The organism is Enterococcus sp. AZ170 (assembly GCF_050545135.1).
GTDB classification, from domain to species: domain Bacteria; phylum Bacillota; class Bacilli; order Lactobacillales; family Enterococcaceae; genus Enterococcus_L; species Enterococcus_L ureilyticus.
Genome location: NZ_CP172947.1, coordinates 2,882,515 through 2,905,074, shown reverse-complemented (window position 1 = coordinate 2,905,074; position 22,560 = coordinate 2,882,515). Strand labels below are relative to the sequence as shown.

Here is a 22,560-nt window from a genome sequence, read left to right as displayed (position 1 = left end):
AAATAGAAGAACACGTAAAAAGTATTTGTTCAGCTTCTAAGGGATTGGGGTGTAGCTCGTAGAGTTATGCTCCATTCTCTTTTTTTGTCAAAAAAGAGAATAATCAATTTTCTGTGTACTAAAAACTGTTTCAAGTTCAAATTTCTGTTATATAAAATATCGTTTTTCCTTATAATATAGAGTTTTTTTGAGCAAATAGGCGTAATATTATAATTAGGAATGATAGACTGATCCTGATAGTTCAATTATCAGAATCTTTCCAATTTTTACTTTGAAAGCACTTTAATTAGTTTGTAGATCTTGGCAATCAGAAAAGGAGCGCAAAATGTATTATGTTATTATGACTTCCCATGACATCCGCAGAAATTTAGCAACGGAACAGTATTTGCTGAATCAGCGAACGTTTGATGAACCGCTTATTTTATTTTACATTCAAAAACCATGTGTAATTGTTGGGCGTAATCAGAATGTGCGGGCAGAAGTCGATCTAAGTTATGCAAATGAGCATCAGATTACTGTTACGAGAAGATTATCTGGCGGCGGAGCGGTTTACGATGATCTAGGTAATTTGAGTTTTAGTTTTGTAGTGAATGCAGACCATGAGTCTTTTGGTGATTTCAAGTTGTTTACACAGCCGATCATTGACGCCTTACACAAGCTAGGCGCAACTGGTGCGCAGATCAGCGGCCGCAATGATCTATTGATTGATGGGAAAAAATTTTCTGGCAATGCGATGTATACGAAAAATAAAAAAATGTATTCACATGGAACGTTGATGTTGAATGTTGATTTAGATGAGGTTAGTCGGGTGTTGACTGTTTCTGAAAAAAAATTAGCATCAAAAGGCACGAAATCTGTCAGAAGCCGAGTAACTAATCTCAAACCTTATTTAGCTAAAGAATATCAAGGGATTTCTACAGAAGCGTTTCGAGATTATTTGTTGCTACACTTATTTAATGCTGAAACTATGGAGTCTATCCAAACACAGGAATACCATTTGACTCTAGAAGATGAGCAAGCTATTGATCAATTAGTAGCCGATATTTATGGGAACGATGCTTGGATATTTGGAGAGGAACCAAATTATACGATCAAACGAGAAGAGAAATTCAAAGGCGGACTAATAGAAGCGAATATTTCAGTAGAGAAAGGCCGAATTATAGCAATTACCATCTATGGCGATTATTTTAGTCAAAAAGATACAAAGGAACTGTCAGACTTATTGGTGGGCTGTAATTATGAGCAAGAGGCAATCGAGCAAGCACTGGCGGATATTACAATAGGTCAATATTTTAACAATGTTTCGAAAACTGAATTTATTCAGTTGCTGGTCGATTAAGTTGGAGGAAATGAAATGATTACTTTTGAACAAGTCACAAAAAGCTATACGCATCATGGAACGATCATCACTGCGCTGGATAAGGTTGACCTTCAGATTCAGGAGCATGAATTGTTTGGCGTGATTGGTGAAAGTGGTTCTGGTAAGTCCACCTTACTGCGAATGATCAATACATTGGAACAGCCCAGCCAAGGTGTCGTAAAAGTAGCAGGGACGGATTTACTGCAGTTGAGTGAAGCAGAAAAGCGCCGAAGCCGTAAACAAATCGGGATGATTTTCCAACAATTTAATCTACTTCATAATCAAACGGTAAGTGAAAATGTGGGACTACCATTACGGTTAAATAAGACCTATGAACAACAGCAAGTTCAAGAAGTTCTTAAGTTTGTCCGCTTATCGGATAAAGCCGAGCATTACCCCAGCCAGCTTAGTGGCGGTGAAAAACAACGAGTTGGCATTGCTCGTGCGTTGATTACACAGCCTAAAATTTTACTGTGTGATGAACCAACTTCAGCTTTGGATGGGCAAAATGCATATGACATTATGGAATTATTACGGAAAATCAATCAAACGTTCGGCACGACAATGGTGATAGTCAGTCATGAGTTGAGTTTGATCAAGCAATTGTGTGACCGAACAGCGATTTTAGAAAAAGGCAAAGTCGTAGAAACAATGACTATTTCCAAGGACAATCAACAACAGCAATTCGGTTCTTATTATGAAAGAGTTCGGGAGAGTTTAGGATGATGACAGAATATATAGAGAAAATTAACTATTATCTACCTGAGTTGAGCAAAGCGTTATTAGAAAGCGGAATAATGATTCTAATTTCTATTATCGCGGCAATTGTCCTTGGTTTACCGCTTGGAACCTTTGTTTATCTGACAAAGAAAATACCGACTAAAACCAATAAGTGGATCGGGATTGTATTAAATGGGTATATCAACATTGTTCGTTCCTTTCCGTTTTTGTTGTTTGTCGTTGCGTTGATTCCTTTTACACGTTTAGTATTAGGAACAGCTTTTGGAACTTATGCTGCTGCATTGCCATTAAGCTTTGTAGCTATTGCATTATATGCAAGACTCGTGGAACAAATGTTATTAGAAATTCCAAATGATATTTTAGAACTTGCTCAATCTTTAGGGAGCACAAAGCTTCAATTGATTTTCAGATTTTTATATGTGGAAGCACGATCTGGTTTAGTTTTAGCCCTGACATCGGTGGTTATTAGTATGGTTTCCTATTCAACTGTTATGGGTGTGATCGGTGGTGGTGGCATTGGGGATTTTGCGTTGCGTTATGGCTATCAGCGCTATGAGTATGCTGTTATGTACACCGCGATCGTTCTAATGATCATTTTTGTCAGTTTGATTCAAATCAGCGGTAGCTGGTTCGCAAAAAAAATAAATAAAAAATAAGCGTTAGGAGAAAAAAACATGAAAAAGAAAGTATTGATTAGTCTTTTGGTAGTAGCAGGATTAGTGATAGCAGGATGCAATGGACAGAAAAAAACGTCAGATACAGGAAAACAGGCCGACAAAGTGATCAAAGTGGCTTCTCATATTCCGTCTACGGTTGAAGTTGTTGAATTAGCAGGCAAAAATATTGAAGACGGATACAAAGTAGAACTAGTCCAAGTGAATGATAATATTCAATACAATGAACTATTGAATGCCAAAGAAATCGATGCGAACTTTGCCCAACATGAGCCCTTCATGCAAAAATTCAACGAAGAAAAAGAAGGCAACTTAGTTGTCGTTCAAAAAATATATAATGCCAAAGTGGGCTTTTATTCTAAAGACTACCAAGATGTCAAAGACTTACCTGACGGGGCAAAAATTGCATTACCAAGTGATATTTCTAATGAAGGCCGGGCATTAGCAATCTTAGACGATGCTGGATTGATCACATTAAAAGAAGGTGTGGGGTTTAATGGTACCATCAAAGATATTGTGGATAATCCACAAAATTTTGAATGGGTATCCGTTGATTTATTAAATCTGGCAGAAGCCTATAATGAGAAAGACATTGCGATGATTTATAATTATCCAACTTATATTGCTAAAATCGGTTTGACACCAAAAGATGCGATTCTATTAGAGAAGAAGGTTGATGACCGCTTTGCTATCAGTTTAGTTGCCCGAGAAGATAATAAAGACTCTGATAAAATCAACGCCTTGAAAAAAGCGATGACAAGCGATGAAGTTCGAGAATTACTAGAAACAAAATATAGTGAAACATTAACACCAGCATTTTAGAAAAATAACTGAAAAAAAGATCTGAATGAACAGCAACTAAACTGCGCATTCGGATCTTTTTTTAGTGACAATTTATTACTAATATAGCAAATCCAAACCTGTCGTACATCTAGAGTTATAGGTTTTACCCTATAATATTATTATTTTCAGTTACTAATTTAATCTCTTGTGCATACTGACTAAGGGTTGCTTGATAATGATCGATTGATGTAAGATCACTTTCAATATGTCCGATACGAGTATTCAATTCTTCGATTTTGACTAAGGTTTTTTGTAACACTTCTAACATTCGTTCATCTGTACTCATGTTAATTCTCCTTTGTAAGTATTTCTTTGGCAGGTGTTTTAGAGCGATAGAATAAAGCATAAAGAACGATACAAACGACAGGAATAATACTTGCAGTCAAATACAATCCTGAAAATGATGTAATGCTACGTAGCTCACCTAAAAGATAAGGCCCGACCCCAAGACCAAGGTCTAAACCGATAAAATAGGTAGATAAGGCAATACCGATTCGATGACTATTTGGGCTGACCTTTAGACAAATCGCTTGCCCATTAGACATAAATGTTCCGTAGCCCAAACCGATCAAACCTCCTGAAACTAGTAACATCCAACTAGTTGTGGTCATGCTCAATAAAAGTAAACCTGTCGTTAGAAAAATAAAACTAGGATACATCACAGCATTTTCGCCATGGGCATCAAAGATTCGACCAGATAAAGGTCGTGTCGCAGTAATCACTAACGCATAGACCACGAAGAAAAATGAACTAGCACTAACAAGGTCGATTGCTTTAGCGTAAGAAGAAAGAAACGATAACACACTAGAATAAGAAAGACCCATCAAAAAAGCGATAAAGGAGATAAATAAAACTTTCTTTTCAATGAAACTATCCACACTAAAGCGAGCCAAGCTTGCTTTGTGTTCGGGACTTAATTGAATATTTTTTACTGGGAAGATAAAACAAGCAATGGTAGTAAATAGAATCAATATAATCGAAAATAGAATAATAAAATAAAAACTCATTGTGTTCAGAAGGACCATTCCAATAAATGGACCGATCGCAGCAGCTAAACTCGTGCTTAATCCATAATAATTGATTCCTTCCCCATGTTTTGATTTAGGAATATAAGCAGTGACAATCGCATTGGTTGCCGTTGACACAGTCCCATAAGCAAAACCGTTCAATAAACGAACAAGGTAAAGAATCCCAATACTTGGAATGTAGAGATAAGCAATCGTTGTAATCAGATAAAACAAAGCACCGTATCGTAAAACTGCTTTTCTCCCGATCAGTTCCAACATTTTTCCCATAAATAGTCGAGCAAATAAAGTACCGATAATGTAAATCCCTGAGGCAAGACCAGCTTGACCTAGAGTAGCATGAAGCGTATCTTGCGCAATCACTGCGATGATTACCATCAATAAGTAATAAACGAGATAGACCACAAAATTGATCAACGTAATGCTGATAAACCCTTTATTGAATAATTTTTCTTCTGAATGTTCCGTCATTGTTGCACGTTCCTTCTTTCTTGTTAGGATAAGCTCAAATTGCAAATTACAATTCTTTTCTGAAAGCTAGTTGTATGGATACTATACGAAAAAAATGAGTAAAAAAAATGCGGATTTGTTTCTAAAAAAAGTCATTAACAAAAAAGAACAACAAAAGTCATATACATTTGTTGTTGCTTTTCGATGTGTTATCATCTTAAATAAGAATAGCTTTTACAGAAAATTTTCATATAAACCGTGAGGAGTTACTAGATGGATAGCCATGTGTTACAAGAATACTTAGACGATCATTCGTTTCCAGTCGTAGTGAAGAAAAAGAGAACGTACCTTACTTATGAAGGGTTACAAGACCGTTATGCTTATATTTTAAAAAGCGGCATTATCAAAACCAGCGTCATTTCGCCAGATGGACGAGAATTCAATCTTAGATATATCAATAGCTTGGAAATCGTCTCGCTTTTAAGGGATGAATATTCTCAGTTTATCGATGCGCCGTTTAATATTCGAATCGAGTCAGAGCAGGCAGAGTTGTATCAGATCGATCGTGTTCAGTTTTGGAAGGATATCAATCAAAGCAAAGAACTGCAGATGTATGTGAAAGATTATTATCGTGTGCGTTTGATGTATTCAATGAAAAAGATGCAGCAGATGTTGATGAATGGGAAATTTGGCGCGGTTTGCACTCAGATTTATGAGTTATATGATACGTTTGGTGTGCAAATAGATGACGGATTATTGATTGATTTTGTTGTGACGAACGAGGAAATTGCTCATTTTTGTGGGATCACTTCTGCTAGTAGCGTCAATCGAATGATGCAGCAGTTGAAGGACTTAGGCGCAATCAAGATTCAGGAACGGAAGATTGTGATTACGGATCTGGAGATTTTGAAGGATAATATTATTTTGTAGAGCCACGTAGATAAATTCTGATTTTGGACTGTTTGCTTACTGGATTAAATTGTGTGATAATCCGTTACGAAGTATAATGATAATAGAAAAATCAAGAAAGAAGGAATCGATGAGCATTTAGCAAATGGATTCCTTTTTTATCTGTATAGATACAGTGAAAAGGAGAAATTATGAAAATAGATCGCTTGCTCAGCTTGGTAAATTTATTGACGGAAAATGACCGAATGACCGCCAAAGGGTTGGCAGAACGGCTGGAAGTATCTAAACGAACCATTTATCGTGATATCGAAACCCTGAATTTAGCGGGGATTCCGATTATTTCTTATTCAGGGATTCATGGCGGTTACGGTATCGTCGATGGTTACAAAGTAAGTAAACATGTTTTCTCAACTGAGGATATTTCGACGATTATGACAGGACTTTCAGCGATTCAAAGTATTTCAACATCCGCTGAAATTAGTCCTTTGTTGGCAAAAATTGCCCCGAATACGAAGGTACAACAGCCGCAAAGTGATTTGCTGATCGATTTATCTTCCTGGTATAAACCAAACGAAGGGAAAAATAAAGTGGATGATTTACGACAAGCGATAGCAACGCAGCAAATCATTGTGATTCAATACCATTCTAAGAAAGGCTACTCTGAACGGGAAATAGAACCATACAAGCTTATTTTTAAAACTTCGCATTGGTATCTGTATGGTTTTTGTTTAAAAAGAAAGGCATTTCGCTTATTTAAACTGACAAGGATTCAAACATATACGCTGTTAGATGAACGATTTGAACCTAGACCACTAGACCCTGTGGAGCTAACCAGAGAGTCTGAAATTGATTATTTAGAAGCGATGGTATCGCCAGATGTTCAGCAAATCGTCTTAACTTATGAGCAAAAAGATAAATTATATTTGATTGATAAACTAGGGGCAGATTTTTTTCAGGAACATGAAAAAGATTTAACTACTGGAACGATTGTATTTCCACTGATAAATCATAAAAAATCGGTCGATTTTATTTTACGTTTACAGGATAAGGTACGAGTTATTGAACCGCCGAGCATAGTTGATGCAGTCAAAGCGAAAATCGAAGAAATGTATTTTCTTTACAAAAGCTGACAATCAGTTGTCACACTTCTGTTGTATGATGAATTCCAACAGGTATCTAGCTACGCGGGCTAGCTCCTTGGGGAAAAGATAAAAATAGTTTGTGGTAAAAAGCACCACAATCGATTTTTCCTATTTTCCAGTCGGAGCTGAACGTGCCCGATTCGCTTTTAATGTTATCTAGCTATGCGGGCTTAGCACTACGCTGTGCTTCGATCTCAACAATTCCTAAGAGCTAAAGCTCTAAGGATTGAAGGGCTTCGGGAAAAAGATAAAATCTAAATGAGGCAAAAAGCACTTCAGTTAGATTTTCCTATTTTCCTGTCAGAGTAGAACAAGACCGCTTCGCTTTTGCTTTGAAACATGCCAAGAAATACAACGAAGTTATGAGTTGATATTGATTGGTACAAGGTGACTGAAAGGAACGTTGCTTCCTCCTGTTATTAAGATGTTGAAAAGTACAAGGTGTAGCATAGCGGAACGTTGTTACCGTAAGTTATCTAGCTACGCGGGCTAACTCTTCGGGAAAAAGATAAAATCTAAATGAGGCAAAAAGCACCTCAGTTAGATTTTCCTATTTTCCTGTCAGAGCTGAACGAGCCCGCTTCGCTTTTAAATTAAGGAGGAATAAATCATGACAGAAGTGTTTTTTGTATTATTAGAAGATTATGCAGATTGGGAAGCAGCATCGATTGCAGCAGCCCTGAATCAGCAAGAGGGGTTCACGGTTAAAACTGTTTCAAATGAAAAACAAGCGATTCATTCAATGGGCGGTTTTTCGACATTACCAGATTATACGCTTGCCGAAGCGTGTCAAAAAGAGTTTGTTGCGTTGATTTTAATTGGTGGAACGTCTTGGCGAACGGATAAAGCCAAAGAAGTCGATGCTTTAGTAGCCAAAGCGGAACAACAAGGTGCTGTGATTGCAGCGATTTGTGATGCGACTGTCTATCTGGGAAGTCTAGGGTTACTAAATGATCACAAGCATACAAGTAACCAATTACAAGACTTACAAGATTACGCTGGCGCGCGTTATACTGGTGGGAATCACTATTTAGAAGTTCAAGCAATAAGAGCAAACAACCTGATTACAGCCAATGGGACTGGGCATTTAGAGTTTGCAAGAGAAATTTTGTTGGCACTTCAAGTAATGCCTGAAAAAGAAGTGGAACAATGGTATAACTTTTATAAGTTAGGCTACTATGAAGCAATCAAACAAGAATTAAGAAATGCTGGTAGCGATCATGTTGGCTAAAAGTACCTTTGGAGACTATCGTATTATTGCGGATATAGAGGACGAGGCAATAACAATTTTTGTTGTGACAATAGGACACGGAAAAGATGTTTATAAATAAATAGTAGACAAAGGCTTAGTAAGTGGCTATTCGCTTCTAAGCCTTTCATTTGTTTTAAAAAGGGAAATTGAAGTTTAGTAGGAAATGCTGGGCAATATTTAAAAATTCTTTTGTTTGTAGATGACCAATCACTTGAACATTACGTCCACCTTTTTCTGTAAAATCCAATGAATAAACTTGTTTTGTATTTACTTTGCTTTCTTTCTCAAAAACCTCATTGTTTATTGAAACAAAGTAAGGTCGTTTCGACTTAGTTGAAGTGATTGGGCAGACAATAATTAAATTTGAAGAAAGGTTGTATTCATCACGACTCATAACTAAAGCGGGACGTCTTTTTTTGATTTCACTACCTTTTGAAGGCTCAAAATCAATGGTTACAAGGTCTCTTTGTTTAATCATCCAGTTCATTTCCTCTAGGTGTAAAATCAGTTGCTAAATGGTCATCGCTATCTGTAAATTGACCTAGTTTAGCATTAGCAAAGTAATCATCAACTTTTGGAATGAGAGAAATAATTCCTTCATTATCTTTGTAGTAAAAAAATTCCTGACCTTCTTTTACAGCTAACTTACTTGATAAGGTAACCATGATTGCATTGCCTTGTTTTCTTGCTTTTACGGTATCCATGAGATGACCTCCTTTTTTTACAATTATACCATGTAATTACTTGTAATTACATTTTTGTTGTATTAAATCTTTAGACGATCATTTTATCCCTTACATTATCTAAATACGCAAACGAATGTCTCTTTTATTTTTTTGTTCAGATCTTTTGATTTTGTATAATAGTAGCCAATTGCTTTTGTGACTCGGCTATCAATAGTTCATACTCTTGATTAAACGTTTCAAATAATTTTGCACTAGCGTAATAGTGTTTGGCTACCTGTTTTTTATTGATTGGTGTCGTTGGATTGGTAAAATACTTTTCAAGAACTACCAACGGTTCTTTCCAAGATTCTAAACGTTCGAGTGAATCACAAAGGTTTAGAATCTCTTGATACGGGACAGTTTTGATGCAGATTGCAGAATTTTTCATGGTAATGCTCCTTTTCTCTTTGTATGTAGAGCGAAAGAAAAAGGGGAAAGCTGTCCGTCTCTATTGTTGAATTATGCCAGTATGTAGGGAACTTCTTTGAGCATTCAGAAAAAATTTCAAAAGTGTCTAGAAATTCTTACAAGAATTAGGTACAATAAAGAAGCTGATACTACGGTACTGGCAAATGGGCAACTTGGATAGAGAGGGATTGCTTTCTATTCAGGGCTTCATTGAACGGTTGGCGCCGAACAATGAAGTGCCTATTTTTCTTTTTCTCAAAATTTTTAGGATAGAAATAAAAAAAGACGATCCACAGGTGACCTGTAATCGTCTACAAATAGGCAAGATAAAAAGACTATAAGATTTGTTGTCATTATCGAAAGATACAACAAAAAAATAGATTTATTCTTACGCTATTGGCAAAGTTGTTTTACAGGGATTGCTGTTTAAACAAGGCTTCTGGTTTGGTTGGCGCCAGACCATGAAGAGCCAATTTTTTTTATTTATGTTAGTTATTTCTATCCTATGTATTTTATTATACAGAAAGAGTGGCTTGTTCACAATTAATTTTTTTGTGGAAAGGGATTAAATAACATGAAAATCATGCTCCTATATATAAGAAAAAATAACAATTTTTTTTGAGTTGGCTGACTATTTCTGCTGAGTGTAAATTAGAGTAAATGATCAAATCAGAATTATTTATGAGGAAAAATTATCGAAGGATAAAAAGTTTGATAAGCTGAGAATGGTCGCTTTCTCTTTTGCGATGGCGATACGTATCGCAGAAAGGAGGTGCATGACTATTCTTCTGTTATTTACAACGATCATTGGTCCGGTTATTTTCGGAATGGTCTTAGGACTGTTCAAACATTGGCTTGATAATCGACAAGACTAGAAAGCGACTAGAAGCCAAAATAAACCCCATCACTCTCAGAAAGTGATGTGTATGACCATTCTTCTTTTATACGTATAAGATACATGAGAAAAAGAGTGTAGTCAAGCTTATTTTTCTATGAACATATTTATTATGAAAACATTAATTCTGACCACTCATCGGGTTCATAAAATTCACCTTCGTAACCTTCAGAAAAAGGATCGTTGATTAGTGATTCTTTAGTTAATTCGTTTTCAGTATGAGTAGAAAAATCTGCGGGAATAGAGTTGCTTTGTAATTTTTTGTCTACGAATAATATACTTGTCACTCCTATTCTTTATTACTAGATTTATATTAACGTTGCTAGATTTTTATAAAAATATCGGCCCAGATTTTATATTCTGGGCCGCCGATAGTTGGAGAAAATAGATATAGAATTTTTTCAATCCACACATGAAAATGCGACATATTAAAAGTATTATACCATATTATATTAGTTTTTTAAAACTTTAAGAAATTTTATTTTACAATAAGTTTTTTGTTTGGTAGCATAAAATATATATAAATAGATATTGAATTGAAAGGATAGGGTGGATGAATAATAAAGAATCTTTTGAAAAGTTGTTGTTTGTGGTTATTGGTGCACTTCTTGCAGTTATTGTGAATAAACTTTGGAAACGTAAAATTGAATTCTCTAATTTATTTATATTAGCATTAGTAATTTTGTTAGTCGTCTACTTTTTTCTCTATCAATCAAAAAATTAACTCAACTATTTCAAATTTTAGATAGTTCTTTTTTTTATAAATGATATAATGTATTTAAGACATTTAGAAACTAATTAAGGAGAATAAGTATGTATATAGCCCATGTGAGAAAGTCGGATGGAGAAGAGCAGCTTTTAAAGGATCATCTAACAGAATGCGCCGAACTAAGCGCTGATTGGGGCGGAAAAATAAGACTGAGAAAAACTAGCTATTTAGCTGGTTTACTTCATGATCTAGGAAAATATTCAAATGAATTCCAAGAGTATTTAAAAAAAGCAGTGGCTGATCCGAAAAGTGTGACACGTGGCAGTGTGGATCATTCAACTGCTGGCGGTAAGCTTCTTTTTGATTATTGCCACAGAAATAGTCGTGATCCATTTTCATATATATTAGCTGAATTGGTAGGCAATGCAATTATTTCCCATCATAGTAGCCGAGGTCTGCAAGACTTTTTTACCCCAGAAGGAGAAGCAACTTCAGATTATCTCAGACGAGTAGATGAAATTGAGGTTGTTGAGTATGAACTAATCAAAGGTCGTTTTTTCCAAGAAGTAATGTCAGAAGAACAGTTTCAGAAATTACTGTTGGAAGCAACAAAAGAATTGAAAGGGTTTTATCAAGCTGAGGGAAAGAGCCGAGTCAAACAAAACGATACCTTTTTCCTTTTGAAATTCATTTATAGTTGCCTTCTGGATGCGGACCGAACGAATACGATGTTATTTGAAGAAAATAAAACATTTAAACAGCATGAAAATGACGTATTACTTCAATCCTATAGCCAAAGCTTAGAAGAATATATTTCAACATTTACTGCTGACACGCCAATCAATCAACTTCGTAGTCAAATGTCGGAACAGTGCAAAGCGTTCTCTGAAAGAAAAACAGGGATTTACACCCTTTCGATTCCAACGGGAGGCGGAAAGACGTTGGCTAGTTTACGTTTTGCGTTGAATCACGCTATCAAATATGGAAAAGAACGCATTATTTATGTCGTGCCCTTCACAACCATTATAGAGCAAAATGCTGCAACCGTTCGAGAAATTTTAAAAGACGAGATAAATATATTAGAACATCATTCTAACGTTTTTACGGATCAGGAAGAAACGAAAGAAAGACAAACAGAGGAGTCAGAAGCAGAAAAAGAAGCGTTAGAGCAGAAACAAGCATTAATGAAAGATAACTGGGAAAGTCCAGTAATCTTTACCACAATGGTGCAGTTTCTAAATACGATATACAGTCGAGGAACCCGAAATCCACGTCGTTTTCATAATTTAACAAATGCAGTGATTATTTTTGATGAAGCACAAGGTGTTCCAACAAACTGCACTCATTTATTCAATGAAAGCTTGAACTTCTTAAAAAATTATGGCACAACGACAAGTGTTTTATGTACAGCAACTCAGCCATCTTTGGAAAATGTCGGTAGAGCATTAGCCAAAGAATCCGATGGCGAAATGGTCGCCAACTTATCAGAAGTAGAATCAAAGTTTAAACGAGTAGAGGTCATTGATCGGACAACGAATGAAGCATGGAAGCTTGAAGAGTTAGCAGATTTTAGCGAAGAAATGTTAGCAGAAAAAGAAAACCTGCTGATTATTTTAAATACAAAAAAAGCTGTTCGAAGTCTCTATCAATATTTAGAGAATAAGCAATTAGAAAATGTTGAATTGTATCATTTGAGCACCTCGATGTGTGCCAAACATCGGAAAAATTTATTGGATGAACTACGTGAAAAGCTAAAAAGGAACGACACAAAACTCATCTGCATCACAACACAATTAATAGAAGCTGGTGTGGATATCAGTTTCCAATCCGTCATTCGTTCAGTAGCAGGATTGGACTCAATTGCGCAAGCGGCAGGACGTTGTAATCGACATGGTGAAACCAAGCCACAACCAGTTTACCTAATCAATCTTTCTGCAGACCTTGAAAATCTGACCCATTTACCAGAAATTAAACAAGGCCAAGAAATTACACTAGAGATTCTGAAAGAAAAAAGCAAAGTTGGTCATGAGGAAATACTCTCTCATACGGTTCAAAAACGATACTTTGATCAATATTACGCTCGTTTTAAAAATGAATTGAATTATCCAGTAAAAAAGACATCCCTCAATCTATTTAGTCTATTAGGTGAAGGGGCTAATGCTCTAGAACACTACAAACGAACACATGGCTCTGCTCCTCTATTGGCTTTTAGAAGTAGTCCTAAAACAGTAGGGAAATATTTTCAGGTCATTGATAGCCCAACAACATCAGTACTTGTTCCGTATAAAAAAGGTAACGATCTAATCGCTGATTTAAATGGAGAGTTGAGACCAGAAGAGTATGCCCCTACTTTAAAAAAAGCGCAACAATATATGGTCACTGTGTTTCAGCACGAACTGATGGAACTTCAAAAAACGGGCAGTATTTATCCGCTTCTAAATGGAGATATTTTAGCCCTTACAAGCAATGCATATGATTTGAAATTTGGCATCGATTTAGAAGCAGAAGCTGCGAGCGGTTATTTAGAATTTTAAAAAAGGAGGAAGCATAAATGAAATATAAAAATCAAATTTCTTTTAGAGTAGAAGGTGAGTATGCTCTTTTTACGGATCCTTTGACCAAAATGGGTGGAGAGAAAATGACCTATCAAGTTCCTACCTATCAAGCCTTAAAAGGAATTACCGAAAGTATCTACTGGAAACCATCCATTGTTTATTACGTTGATGAAGTTCGCATAATGAAATCTATTCAAATGGAACCTAAAGGTATGCGACCGATGAAATACAACGATAGCAGGGCGAGTGATTTAGCGTATTATACGTATTTGAAAAAGCCAGTTTATGAAGTCAAAGTCCATTTTGAGTTTAATCAACATCGTCCTGATTTAAAAGGCGATTGGAATGAGGATAAACATTATCAAATTTTAAAGCGTTCAATCAAAGCTGGTGGGAGAAGGGATATTTTTCTAGGTACGCGAGAATGTCAGGGATATGTGGAACCTGTTGAGTTTGGTGTGGCAAAAGGGGACTATGATGCGTATGAAGGCGAGCTGCACTTTGGCACAATGGTGCATGGGTTATCCTATCCAGATGAAACAGGCAAAGCCGAACTAGCTGTTCGTTTGTGGCACCCGATTATGGAAAAAGGGATTATTCAGTTTCCTCGCCCAGAAGCATGTACCTTAGTTCGACCGCTTAGAACGATGCAAGCTAAAACATTTGAACTTTCAGAAATAGAACCCGTCGATCAGTTATTTGAATCCTTGGAACAGGAGGTCGAATGATGAGTTGGTTGAATGACTTATACGAAACGTACGAAGAAAATGAAGATCAAGTAGGAAAAGTCCAACGAACTTCTTATGGGAAAGAAATCGTTCTTTTACCCATTGCACATGCTTATCAAAATGCTCAAATCGAAGTAACGATAACGCCAGATGGTGAATTTTATTCAGCAAGTGTCGTTCCAAAAGAAGATGCACAAACAATGATTCCAGTAACGATTGAGTCTGCTGGAAGAGCTGGTTCAACGTCTGCACCACATTTAATCCATGACAATTTAGTTTATGTTGCGGGTGACTTTGAGCAATATGGTGGTGTTTACAAAAAGAATAAAGCTGGAAAAAATTCATATCAGATGTATTTAGAGAACTTGCAAGCATGGTGTGAATCAGCTTATTCTCAGGCAGTTGTTAAAAGTGTTTTAAGTTATTTAGAAAAAGGCAAACTAATTGAAGATTTAGTACAAGCAAAGGTAATGGTGGAGAAAAATCATCAACTCATTCCCAAGTGGTCAAAGGAACTAGAAGCAGAATTTGGTGAAAAACCAGCTTTATTTAGTGTAGTAGTTGGAGAACAAGGAACCTCTTTTGTTCGATTTGCTGTTCAAGAACAAGGAACAGGAAAACGACCACTTTGGGGAGATTCTGAAATCATTGACTCCTTTGTCGCTTATTATACAAACGAACTGACGAACGAAGGGCTGGATTATGTGACGGGCAAAATGTTACCTCTGACAGAAAATCACCCTTCAAAGGTACGTTATGGTGGTGATATGGCGAAAATAATTTCTGGCAATGATTCGGTGAATTTCACCTATAAAGGTCGTTTTACAGATAAAAATCAAGTGGCTTCAATCAGTTACGAAGTCTCACAAAAAGGCCATAACGCCTTAAAATGGCTGATTGGCAAACAAGCGTTTAGTTTAGACGGACGAGTCTTTTTAACCTGGGGGGAAAAAGAAACAGAGGTTCCTAATCCAGAAGAATCCAGTGCTGATTTTCTTGATTTTGATGCTATTTTTGCAAAGGATGAAGAAGCGGAAGTTTTACTAAACCCGGACACAACCCATCAACAATTTTCTGAGTTATTTAAAAAAGCCTTGAATGGTTATAGCGTGAAGCTTGCGTATCATGAACCAATTTACATCATGATTCTAGATGCAGCTACTCCAGGCAGAATGGGGATTCTGTACTATCGTTCGATTGAAAAGGAACAATACTTTGCTCGAATTGAAGACTGGCATCAAACTTGTTTCTGGCGACATACTTACGGCAGTAAAAATAAGCAGCGTTATACTTTTTGGGGAGCGCCATCTTTGAGGGATATCGCCGAAGCAGCCTACGGTTCACGAGCGAGTGATACGCTGATAAAAAATACAATTCATGAACTATTTCCTTGTGTTGTAGATGGAAAAAGGATTCCAATAAATCTAGTACGAAATCTTCTGCAAAGAGCGTCAAATCCCGTGAGTATGGAGAAATGGGAATGGGAGAAAACATTGAGTATTGCTTGTGCAGTAATGAAAAAGCATTTCAATTTTAAAAAGGAGGAAAAAAATGTGGCTTTAGATAAAAATCAGAAAGATAGAAGTTATTTGTTTGGAAGAATGTTGGCAGTTGCTGATGTTTTGGAAGAACGTGCCTTATATAAGGCTGGTATCAATAGAAGTACAAATGCGATTCGCTATATGAATGCTTTTAGCAATCATCCGTTAAAAACGTGGAGGATCATTCAAGAAAATTTAATTCCGTATCAAGCGAGATTAAGAGGAAAAGGAAGTTATTATCAAAAATTATTAGACGAAATTGGTGAGTCTTTTGAGTTTGAACATTATACAGATAAGGCTTTAGACGGGAAATATTTATTAGGTTATTACAGCCAACGAGCAGATTTGAAGAAAAAAACAGAAGAGAAAACGGAGGAATAAATCATGACAGTTTTAACACACAAAATCGACTTTAAAGTAATCACATCAGTGACAAATGCTAATCCAAATGGTGATCCACTAAACGGAAACCGACCACGCCAAAATTTTGAAGGCTATGGCGAGATTTCGGATGTAGCGATCAAACGTAAAATCCGCAATCGTCTACAAGATATGGGAGAGAAAATTTTTGTGCAATCTGATGATCGAGCAGATGATGGATTGAAGAGCTTAAAAGACCGTGTAGATTCTGTCGAAGAATTAAATAAAATTGCTGCTGATAAAAAGAAAGCAGATGTGAACCGATTTAGTGAAGTAGCTTGTGAAACGTGGATTGATACGCGTAGTTTTGGACAGGTATTTGCATTTAAAGGATTGGAACTTTCTGTAGGTGTTCGTGGTCCAGTTTCGATACAAACTGCAGTCAGCCTTGAACCAATCGACATTAATACAATGCAAATCACGAAAAGTGTCAATTCAGTCAGTGAAGGTGGCGGTAAAAGCTCTGACACCATGGGGACCAAACACTTTGTAGACTTCGGAGTATATGTCTTCAACGGCAGTATCAATGTTCAACTAGCCGAAAAAACAGGTTTTACCGAAGCGGATGCTGAAAAAATCAAAGAAGCTCTGACCACTCTTTTCGAAAACGACGCATCGTCCGCTCGTCCAGATGGCAGTATGGCTGTCGAAAAGGTTTACTGGTGGGAGCACCCAAGCAAAATGGGTAAAGCGTCATCTGCGAAAGTCCATCGTTCTGTAAAAATTGAAAAAATTCCTGAAGTCGACCGCGCAAAATCATTTGACGATTACAAAGTAACCGTGGAGCCACTAGAAGGAATCGAGCTAACTGTCATCGAAGGGCTATAATATGTACGATGAACAAGATTATTTAATGATTTCAGGTATCCAACATTTTTTGTTTTGCCGTCGTCAATGGGCGTTGATCCATATTGAGCAGCAATGGCAAGAAAATGTGCTGACATTGGAAGGTCAATATTTACATGAAAAAGCCGATCAACCAACAATTCGTGAAAAGCGCAAAGATCGTTTGATTGTTCGCGCATTGCCGATCCATTCACCAACTTTAGGAATTACTGGAATCTGTGATGTTGTGGAATTTGTGCAAGATCCAAACGGTGTAATATTAAACGGAGAAACGGGAACTTATTTACCTGTACCAGTTGAATACAAGCATGGTAAACCCAAACAAGAGCTTAGTGATATATTACAATTAACAGCTCAAGCCGTTTGCTTAGAAGAAATGTTAGTCTGTGAAGTACTTAAAGGCTATTTATATTATCATGAAACAAAACGCCGAGAAGAAATCGAAATCACGTCTGCTTTACGTGAAGAATTACAAAAAAACGTAGCAGAAATGCATCAATATTGGAAAAGACGCTATACGCCAAAGGTTAAAACTGGAAATTTTTGTAAAAAATGTTCCCTACAAAATATCTGTCTACCTAAATTAATGAATGTTCAAACCGTTAAAGGTTACTTAGATCGGAGGTTATGCGAGTGAAAAAACTGTTGAATACCTTATTTGTAACAACCCGAGATGCCTATTTAGCTTTAGACGGTGAGAATATTGTGGTCAAAATTGATGAACAGAAAAATAGAGTTCCACTTCATAATATAGAAGCGATTGTCACTTCTGGTTATTTAGGTGCTAGTCCAGCGTTGATGCGTAAATGCGCTGAAAAAAATATAGGCATAACCTTTTTAACAAATTCTGGTAAGTTTGGCAGTCGAGTGACTGGCGGCACAACTGGTAATGTCACATTGCGGAAAAAGCAATACCGTCTATCGGATACAGAAGCAGAAAGCTTAGAAATTGCTCGTCATTTTATTATTGGTAAATTGTACAATCAACGTTGGATGTTGGAGCGAATGACTAGAGAAAACCCGATGAGAATTGATGTCGAGCGTTTTAAGCAAATTTCTGGCGAATTAAAAAAATACATTGAAGATATTCGCCAAGTTGGGGATTTAGAAACATTAAGAGGAATCGAAGGACAAGCTGCGAATCGTTATTTTCTATTGTTTGATCAAATGATTTTACAGCAAAAAAGTGATTTCGGTTTTTATGGTAGAAACCGTCGGCCGCCTTTGGATAATGTAAATGCTATGCTTTCTTTAGCGTATACTTTGTTAGCGCAAGAATGTGCTGCTGCATTAGAAACGGTTGGACTGGATCCTTATGTCGGCTTTATGCATCAAGATCGACCAGGTAGAGCTTCTTTAGCATTAGATTTGATGGAAGAGTTGCGAGGTATTTATGCGGATCGTTTTGTTTTAACGTTGATTAATAAGAAAATGGTGACCGAAAAGGATTTTGTCAAAAAAGAAAGTAGTGCAGTCATTTTGACGGATGATGGTAGGCGTACCTTTTTTCAAAAATGGCAAGAGAAGAAACAAGAACAAATTCAGCATTCGTTTTTAGGTGAGAAAATCAATTGGGGATTAGTTCCTTACGCTCAGGCATTGTTATTAAGTCGCTTTTTAAGAGATGATTTAGATGGTTATCCACCGTTTTTATGGAAGTAGGTGAAAAGTATGTTAGTATTGATCACTTATGATGTCGCGACAAGTTCAAAAAATGGGACTCGTCGTTTAAGAAAAGTGGCAAAAAAGTGCCAAGATTATGGACAGCGTGTTCAAAATTCTGTTTTTGAATGTGTTGTTGATGCGACGGAGTTAACGAAATTAAAGAAAGAACTGATTGATTTAATTGATGAAGAGCTGGATAGTTTGCGCATTTATCGATTAGGAAATAATTATCAAAATAAAGTAGAGCACATAGGGGCAAAGGAGAGCTTTGATGTAGAAGCGCCACTGATATATTAAAAAGAAAATTAAGTGCGAACCCTAAGTGTACATGAAATCGCTAAGGGATCCGCACCAAAATTTAGCCATTTTTATCAATAAAAAGCTGTTTTTCTCATGGAAATTTAATTTTACAAGTGTTTTTTTGTGAAAAGGTGAAAATATGTCGTATATTTTTGCTAATTTCACAGTCTAGCTCTGTATAGAGCTAGTGGATTGAAATCCAATATACTTAAAATTACATTGACACTTACAAGTCTAGCTCTGTATAGAGCTAGTGGATTGAAATTTCTTCCGTTGATAAATCGCCTCCGCAAACTGGGTCTAGCTCTGTATAGAGCTAGTGGATTGAAATGTACTGCATAAACTTGTTTAGCGAGATTAGCCGACCGTCTAGCTCTGTATAGAGCTAGTGGATTGAAATGTCTACGTGGACATGGTACGGTATGGGTGACGACGTCTAGCTCTGTATAGAGCTAGTGGATTGAAATTTTTGTAAAATACGAGTGTGTTTATTTTGGTAGTGTCTAGCTCTGTATAGAGCTAGTGGATTGAAATTCCGAATACCCAAGCGTTACCCGCCATTGTTGACGTCTAGCTCTGTATAGAGCTAGTGGATTGAAATCATGTATGTGCATAAGCTGCCGTCGTCGGTATCGTCTAGCTCTGTATAGAGCTAGTGGATTGAAATAGTGCAGGGATGCGGCTGTAGTCTGCCTCGATGTGTCTAGCTCTGTATAGAGCTAGTGGATTGAAATTCAAGCTTGCCTGCTCAGCTCTAAGCTTGTCAAGTCTAGCTCTGTATAGAGCTAGTGGATTGAAATCATATAGGTGCAAAGGCTGCCGTCGTCGGTATCACGTCTAGCTCTGTATAGAGCTAGTGGATTGAAATGCTGGTGTTGCTGGGTCTTTGTCAAGATCCTGTTGTCTAGCTCTGTATAGAGCTAGTGGATTGAAATATAAATACAGTTAGGAGTTTTCCCTATGTCAAAAGGTCTAGCTCTGTATAGAGCTAGTGGATTGAAATATTAAATTATCCATAGTAAAATAAATAGTTTCTACAGTCTAGCTCTGTATAGAGCTAGTGGATTGAAATATAGCTGCTTCAGCTGCCAAAATATCAGTTTTTTGAGCCTAGCTCTATAACAACTTCAAATCAAAAGGATCAAAATGAAGATTTTTTCATCATCTCCTGATTGACCTGACTTAAATTACTAGGTACTCTATAAAAAAGGCGGGTGGGAGAATGAATGAAGTAGTCATTTTATTAATAGAAGATGAAGCAAGCTTAGCAAATTTCATTTCGGAGGAACTTCGGTTTGAAGGGTATAATGTTCTTTACGCCTCGGATGGTGAACAGGCATTGGAACTATTTAAACAAAATCAAAAAAGAATCACCATGCTGCTACTGGACTGGATGCTGCCAAAATATGATGGGATTACAGTTGCTAGAAGGATTCGAAGAACTAGTCAAGTACCAATCATTATGATGACCGCAAGAGATCAGTTGATCGACAAAGTGACGGGTTTAGATGCTGGTACGGACGATTATATTACAAAACCTTTTGAGATAGAAGAATTATTAGCGAGAATTCGAGTAATTATTCGTCGCTTAGAACAACAAGAGAAAAAACAAAAACAGTTTGTGTATCACTATGCTGATTTAACACTAGATTTGACCAAGCATGTAGTAGAACGTTTTGGCGAAGTCATTCAACTGACTCAAAAAGAATTCGAACTACTAGCAGAATTGATGAAGCACTCAGAAGTCGTATTAACGCGCGATGAGCTGCTTAATGCTGTATGGGGCTACGATTATTTTGGCCAAACGAATGTGGTGGATGTATATATTCGTTCTCTTAGGAATAAAATGGATCGCAATCCCAGTCAGCGATTACTTCAAACGGTTCGAGGAGTTGGCTATGTGCTGAGGTTAGATAATGAGGAGAATTAAAGAGACTTTTCAGCAGCAAAAAAATACGACTCAATTTCAATTGATGGTTCGTTTTGTCAGCCTGCTTGTTTCAGCAATAGTGATTTTAAGTATTGCTATCATGGGTATCACAATTGCGGAATTGTATGAAGTAACGGAGGAACAAGCGGTATTACTAGAAGGATCGCTAAAAAATAATGAGGCACAAGAGGCAGTTGAATGGCAAAAGGCTTTGGTGAATTATGGCGCAACAGATAATTCACCTTACTTGATTCGGGTGGGATTAACTAGCGGTGAGACTATTTTTTCTTCAGAGGATGCTCAAGAATTATATGCTGAATTTCCTCGTTTAAAACAATTGATTTTGTTTGATCAAATTTTATGGACAAGTGAAATGGAACCTTACTATTATAGAAGTTTCCAAAAAAGAAATGCGCACATTACTATATTAGTGGATCTAGAAGATCAATTTGAGGTAATTGGTAGAATTTTTTCTTTAACCCTTTTTTTGACTGTGATCGTAATCCTAATTGGTGCGTTTGTCACGTATCGGTTCTCTAGAAAAATCAGCCAATCATTAGTTAAAATGAACGAGGAAATCAGTCAGCTGGAAAGCTCAGCCATTGAACAAAAGCTAACCGTTTCTAAGACACCTTTGGAGGTTCAAAATATAGCGCAGTCTTTTAACGAATTATTGGAAAAGCAACGCCAATCTCTAAAAAGAGAACAGGAATTTGTCACAGATGCCTCTCATGAATTGCGGACGCCACTAGCAGCCATTAGAGGACATGTCAATTTAATCAAACGTCGTGGAAAAACACATCCACAAGTGATCCCAACATCACTAACTTATATTGATACAGAGTCAAAACGAATGGAGACGCTTGTTGAACAGCTTTTAACCTTAGGGCGATTAACAAATCAAGCAAGTTTACAAGAAGTTGATTTATCTTCCTTGATCCAACAAACAGTCACTGAGTTAAGTGTAATGGGTACGCAAAACGTAACGGTTCAAATAGAAGAGGGGATATTGATCACAGGTCAAACTGAACATTTCTATCAAATAGCGAGAAATTTGATTGAAAATGCCATGAAATATACTGAGGATACAGGAACAATTGGTGTAACCCTTTTTTCTAATGCCAACAATATTCAGTTGGTCGTGGAAGACTCTGGAATAGGTATTTCAAACGAAGAAAAAAAGAAAATCTTTGAACGCTTTTATCGAGTCGACCAATCACGTTCTAGTAAAATTCCTGGCTCTGGTATTGGACTATCGATTGTAAAAGAGCTGGTTGAACTTTATCAAGGGGAAATCACAGTAACGGATAAGGCTCCATTAGGAAGTTGTTTTACCGTGTCCTTTACTATAAATCATGAAAAATGAAAATTTCTTCATTTAACTTTCACCTTTATTTGTTTTTATTGAGTCGTTTAACTGTTAAGATAAGGGTATAAAGCGA

Annotated in this window: 25 protein-coding genes and 1 CRISPR repeat array; of the genes, 19 read left to right on the top strand and 6 right to left on the bottom strand. The window is 36.7% G+C overall.

Going from position 1 to position 22,560, the window contains the following annotated elements:
- Positions 1–325: 325 nt before the first annotated feature.
- From IGJ55_RS14080 to IGJ55_RS14065, 4 genes are read left to right on the top strand one after another with little or no spacing between them, the layout of a single operon-like run.
- On the top strand, positions 326–1,339 hold the full coding sequence (locus IGJ55_RS14080; RefSeq protein WP_083244314.1) for a lipoate--protein ligase: 1,014 nt from the start codon (positions 326–328) through the stop codon (positions 1,337–1,339).
- Positions 1,340–1,354: 15 nt separating this feature from the next.
- A complete protein-coding gene (locus IGJ55_RS14075) occupies positions 1,355–2,086 on the top strand; it encodes a methionine ABC transporter ATP-binding protein (RefSeq protein WP_069639376.1) in 732 nt (243 codons plus the stop codon).
- Positions 2,083–2,757 carry a methionine ABC transporter permease gene (locus tag IGJ55_RS14070; protein WP_069639377.1) on the top strand — a complete coding sequence of 225 codons (675 nt, stop codon included), beginning with the start codon at positions 2,083–2,085 and terminating at the stop codon, positions 2,755–2,757. The genes IGJ55_RS14075 and IGJ55_RS14070 overlap by 4 nt, the downstream gene beginning before the upstream one ends.
- Before the next feature lie 18 nt (positions 2,758–2,775).
- Positions 2,776–3,597 (top strand): MetQ/NlpA family ABC transporter substrate-binding protein, encoded by an 822-nt coding sequence (locus tag IGJ55_RS14065; RefSeq protein ID WP_069639378.1) that lies wholly within the window; start codon positions 2,776–2,778, stop codon positions 3,595–3,597.
- 124 nt (positions 3,598–3,721) lie between these two features.
- Here the strand turns inward: IGJ55_RS14065 and IGJ55_RS14060 are convergent, their stop codons facing one another.
- Together IGJ55_RS14060 and IGJ55_RS14055 are read right to left on the bottom strand one after the other, a co-directional pair.
- Complete coding sequence (locus IGJ55_RS14060; protein ID WP_069639379.1) at positions 3,722–3,904, bottom strand: hypothetical protein; 183 nt, start codon at positions 3,902–3,904, stop codon at positions 3,722–3,724.
- Between the two features lies 1 nt (position 3,905).
- Positions 3,906–5,114, bottom strand: coding sequence for an MFS transporter (locus IGJ55_RS14055; RefSeq protein WP_069639380.1), 1,209 nt, complete (start codon positions 5,112–5,114; stop codon positions 3,906–3,908).
- A gap of 252 nt (positions 5,115–5,366) precedes the next feature.
- On the opposite strand from IGJ55_RS14055, the gene IGJ55_RS14050 reads away from it, so the two are divergent.
- From IGJ55_RS14050 to IGJ55_RS14035, 4 genes are all read left to right on the top strand, one after another.
- The gene (locus tag IGJ55_RS14050) at positions 5,367–6,023 is read left to right on the top strand and encodes a Crp/Fnr family transcriptional regulator (protein ID WP_069639381.1); all 657 of its coding nucleotides are present in this window, start codon (positions 5,367–5,369) and stop codon (positions 6,021–6,023) included.
- Between the two features lie 170 nt (positions 6,024–6,193).
- Complete coding sequence (locus tag IGJ55_RS14045) at positions 6,194–7,132, top strand: helix-turn-helix transcriptional regulator (protein WP_069639382.1); 939 nt, start codon at positions 6,194–6,196, stop codon at positions 7,130–7,132.
- A 622-nt stretch (positions 7,133–7,754) separates the two neighbouring features.
- Positions 7,755–8,375 (top strand): type 1 glutamine amidotransferase family protein, encoded by a 621-nt coding sequence (locus tag IGJ55_RS14040; RefSeq protein WP_429948681.1) that lies wholly within the window; start codon positions 7,755–7,757, stop codon positions 8,373–8,375.
- Complete coding sequence (locus tag IGJ55_RS14035; RefSeq protein WP_430606675.1) at positions 8,350–8,475, top strand: type II toxin-antitoxin system RelE family toxin; 126 nt, start codon at positions 8,350–8,352, stop codon at positions 8,473–8,475. The genes IGJ55_RS14040 and IGJ55_RS14035 overlap by 26 nt, the downstream gene beginning before the upstream one ends.
- A gap of 54 nt (positions 8,476–8,529) precedes the next feature.
- Here the strand turns inward: IGJ55_RS14035 and IGJ55_RS14030 are convergent, their stop codons facing one another.
- The 3 genes from IGJ55_RS14030 to IGJ55_RS14020 form a co-directional block, all read right to left on the bottom strand.
- Positions 8,530–8,883, bottom strand: a complete 354-nt coding sequence (locus IGJ55_RS14030) for a type II toxin-antitoxin system PemK/MazF family toxin (RefSeq protein ID WP_429948683.1) — start codon at positions 8,881–8,883, stop codon at positions 8,530–8,532.
- On the bottom strand, positions 8,867–9,100 hold the full coding sequence (gene mazE, locus IGJ55_RS14025) for a type II toxin-antitoxin system PemI/MazE family antitoxin (protein WP_111248475.1): 234 nt from the start codon (positions 9,098–9,100) through the stop codon (positions 8,867–8,869). Before mazE ends, IGJ55_RS14030 begins: the two co-directional genes overlap by 17 nt.
- Positions 9,101–9,236: 136 nt before the next feature.
- On the bottom strand, positions 9,237–9,509 hold the full coding sequence (locus tag IGJ55_RS14020) for a hypothetical protein (RefSeq protein ID WP_429948685.1): 273 nt from the start codon (positions 9,507–9,509) through the stop codon (positions 9,237–9,239).
- Between the two features lie 796 nt (positions 9,510–10,305).
- Between IGJ55_RS14020 and IGJ55_RS14015 the strand changes: the two genes are divergently transcribed.
- Complete coding sequence (locus IGJ55_RS14015; protein ID WP_429948687.1) at positions 10,306–10,404, top strand: type I toxin-antitoxin system Fst family toxin; 99 nt, start codon at positions 10,306–10,308, stop codon at positions 10,402–10,404.
- A gap of 130 nt (positions 10,405–10,534) precedes the next feature.
- Here IGJ55_RS14015 and IGJ55_RS14010 read toward each other — a convergent pair whose 3' ends face one another.
- Positions 10,535–10,711, bottom strand: coding sequence for a hypothetical protein (locus IGJ55_RS14010; protein ID WP_429948689.1), 177 nt, complete (start codon positions 10,709–10,711; stop codon positions 10,535–10,537).
- Positions 10,712–10,977: 266 nt separating this feature from the next.
- Between IGJ55_RS14010 and IGJ55_RS14005 the strand changes: the two genes are divergently transcribed.
- The 10 genes from IGJ55_RS14005 to IGJ55_RS13960 all read left to right on the top strand — a co-directional run bounded on the left by IGJ55_RS14005 (position 10,978) and on the right by IGJ55_RS13960 (position 22,484).
- Complete coding sequence (locus IGJ55_RS14005; RefSeq protein ID WP_429948691.1) at positions 10,978–11,148, top strand: hypothetical protein; 171 nt, start codon at positions 10,978–10,980, stop codon at positions 11,146–11,148.
- Between the two features lie 89 nt (positions 11,149–11,237).
- Positions 11,238–13,667, top strand: coding sequence for a CRISPR-associated helicase Cas3' (gene cas3, locus IGJ55_RS14000; protein ID WP_430606674.1), 2,430 nt, complete (start codon positions 11,238–11,240; stop codon positions 13,665–13,667).
- Positions 13,668–13,684: 17 nt separating this feature from the next.
- Positions 13,685–14,416 (top strand): type I-C CRISPR-associated protein Cas5c, encoded by a 732-nt coding sequence (gene cas5c, locus IGJ55_RS13995; RefSeq protein ID WP_429948695.1) that lies wholly within the window; start codon positions 13,685–13,687, stop codon positions 14,414–14,416.
- Positions 14,416–16,338 carry a type I-C CRISPR-associated protein Cas8c/Csd1 gene (gene cas8c / locus IGJ55_RS13990; protein ID WP_429948696.1) on the top strand — a complete coding sequence of 641 codons (1,923 nt, stop codon included), beginning with the start codon at positions 14,416–14,418 and terminating at the stop codon, positions 16,336–16,338. The genes cas5c and cas8c overlap by 1 nt, the downstream gene beginning before the upstream one ends.
- Before the next feature lie 3 nt (positions 16,339–16,341).
- Complete coding sequence (gene cas7c, locus IGJ55_RS13985) at positions 16,342–17,205, top strand: type I-C CRISPR-associated protein Cas7/Csd2 (protein WP_069639390.1); 864 nt, start codon at positions 16,342–16,344, stop codon at positions 17,203–17,205.
- A 1-nt stretch (position 17,206) separates the two neighbouring features.
- Positions 17,207–17,860: a CRISPR-associated protein Cas4 gene (gene cas4, locus IGJ55_RS13980; protein ID WP_430606673.1), complete on the top strand. Its 654-nt coding sequence runs from the start codon at positions 17,207–17,209 to the stop codon at positions 17,858–17,860.
- Positions 17,857–18,885: a type I-C CRISPR-associated endonuclease Cas1c gene (cas1c, locus tag IGJ55_RS13975; RefSeq protein ID WP_430606672.1), complete on the top strand. Its 1,029-nt coding sequence runs from the start codon at positions 17,857–17,859 to the stop codon at positions 18,883–18,885. Before cas4 ends, cas1c begins: the two co-directional genes overlap by 4 nt.
- 9 nt (positions 18,886–18,894) lie before the next feature.
- Positions 18,895–19,185, top strand: a complete 291-nt coding sequence (gene cas2, locus IGJ55_RS13970; protein WP_429948701.1) for a CRISPR-associated endonuclease Cas2 — start codon at positions 18,895–18,897, stop codon at positions 19,183–19,185.
- A gap of 169 nt (positions 19,186–19,354) precedes the next feature.
- Positions 19,355–20,260: direct repeats of the CRISPR family, unit length 33 nt; unit sequence GTCTAGCTCTGTATAGAGCTAGTGGATTGAAAT.
- Positions 20,261–20,410: 150 nt separating this feature from the next.
- Positions 20,411–21,118, top strand: coding sequence for a response regulator transcription factor (locus IGJ55_RS13965; RefSeq protein WP_430606671.1), 708 nt, complete (start codon positions 20,411–20,413; stop codon positions 21,116–21,118).
- On the top strand, positions 21,105–22,484 hold the full coding sequence (locus IGJ55_RS13960) for a sensor histidine kinase (RefSeq protein ID WP_430606670.1): 1,380 nt from the start codon (positions 21,105–21,107) through the stop codon (positions 22,482–22,484). Before IGJ55_RS13965 ends, IGJ55_RS13960 begins: the two co-directional genes overlap by 14 nt.
- Positions 22,485–22,560 lie beyond the last annotated feature (76 nt).

Bases quoted from the DNA above. Each gene is read 5' to 3' on its own strand.
- IGJ55_RS14080 (WP_083244314.1), top strand. From the start codon at position 326: ATGTATTATGTTATTATGACTTCCCATGACATCCGCAGAAATTTAGCA.
- IGJ55_RS14075 (WP_069639376.1), top strand. From the start codon at position 1,355: ATGATTACTTTTGAACAAGTCACAAAAAGCTATACGCATCATGGAACG.
- IGJ55_RS14070 (WP_069639377.1), top strand. From the start codon at position 2,083: ATGATGACAGAATATATAGAGAAAATTAACTATTATCTACCTGAGTTG.
- IGJ55_RS14065 (WP_069639378.1), top strand. From the start codon at position 2,776: ATGAAAAAGAAAGTATTGATTAGTCTTTTGGTAGTAGCAGGATTAGTG.
- IGJ55_RS14060 (WP_069639379.1), bottom strand. From the start codon at position 3,904: ATGAGTACAGATGAACGAATGTTAGAAGTGTTACAAAAAACCTTAGTC.
- IGJ55_RS14055 (WP_069639380.1), bottom strand. From the start codon at position 5,114: ATGACGGAACATTCAGAAGAAAAATTATTCAATAAAGGGTTTATCAGC.
- IGJ55_RS14050 (WP_069639381.1), top strand. From the start codon at position 5,367: ATGGATAGCCATGTGTTACAAGAATACTTAGACGATCATTCGTTTCCA.
- IGJ55_RS14045 (WP_069639382.1), top strand. From the start codon at position 6,194: ATGAAAATAGATCGCTTGCTCAGCTTGGTAAATTTATTGACGGAAAAT.
- IGJ55_RS14040 (WP_429948681.1), top strand. From the start codon at position 7,755: ATGACAGAAGTGTTTTTTGTATTATTAGAAGATTATGCAGATTGGGAA.
- IGJ55_RS14035 (WP_430606675.1), top strand. From the start codon at position 8,350: ATGCTGGTAGCGATCATGTTGGCTAAAAGTACCTTTGGAGACTATCGT.
- IGJ55_RS14030 (WP_429948683.1), bottom strand. From the start codon at position 8,883: ATGAACTGGATGATTAAACAAAGAGACCTTGTAACCATTGATTTTGAG.
- mazE (WP_111248475.1), bottom strand. From the start codon at position 9,100: ATGGATACCGTAAAAGCAAGAAAACAAGGCAATGCAATCATGGTTACC.
- IGJ55_RS14020 (WP_429948685.1), bottom strand. From the start codon at position 9,509: ATGAAAAATTCTGCAATCTGCATCAAAACTGTCCCGTATCAAGAGATT.
- IGJ55_RS14015 (WP_429948687.1), top strand. From the start codon at position 10,306: ATGACTATTCTTCTGTTATTTACAACGATCATTGGTCCGGTTATTTTC.
- IGJ55_RS14005 (WP_429948691.1), top strand. From the start codon at position 10,978: ATGAATAATAAAGAATCTTTTGAAAAGTTGTTGTTTGTGGTTATTGGT.
- cas3 (WP_430606674.1), top strand. From the start codon at position 11,238: ATGTATATAGCCCATGTGAGAAAGTCGGATGGAGAAGAGCAGCTTTTA.
- cas5c (WP_429948695.1), top strand. From the start codon at position 13,685: ATGAAATATAAAAATCAAATTTCTTTTAGAGTAGAAGGTGAGTATGCT.
- cas8c (WP_429948696.1), top strand. From the start codon at position 14,416: ATGAGTTGGTTGAATGACTTATACGAAACGTACGAAGAAAATGAAGAT.
- cas7c (WP_069639390.1), top strand. From the start codon at position 16,342: ATGACAGTTTTAACACACAAAATCGACTTTAAAGTAATCACATCAGTG.
- cas4 (WP_430606673.1), top strand. From the start codon at position 17,207: ATGTACGATGAACAAGATTATTTAATGATTTCAGGTATCCAACATTTT.
- cas2 (WP_429948701.1), top strand. From the start codon at position 18,895: ATGTTAGTATTGATCACTTATGATGTCGCGACAAGTTCAAAAAATGGG.
- IGJ55_RS13965 (WP_430606671.1), top strand. From the start codon at position 20,411: ATGAATGAAGTAGTCATTTTATTAATAGAAGATGAAGCAAGCTTAGCA.
- IGJ55_RS13960 (WP_430606670.1), top strand. From the start codon at position 21,105: ATGAGGAGAATTAAAGAGACTTTTCAGCAGCAAAAAAATACGACTCAA.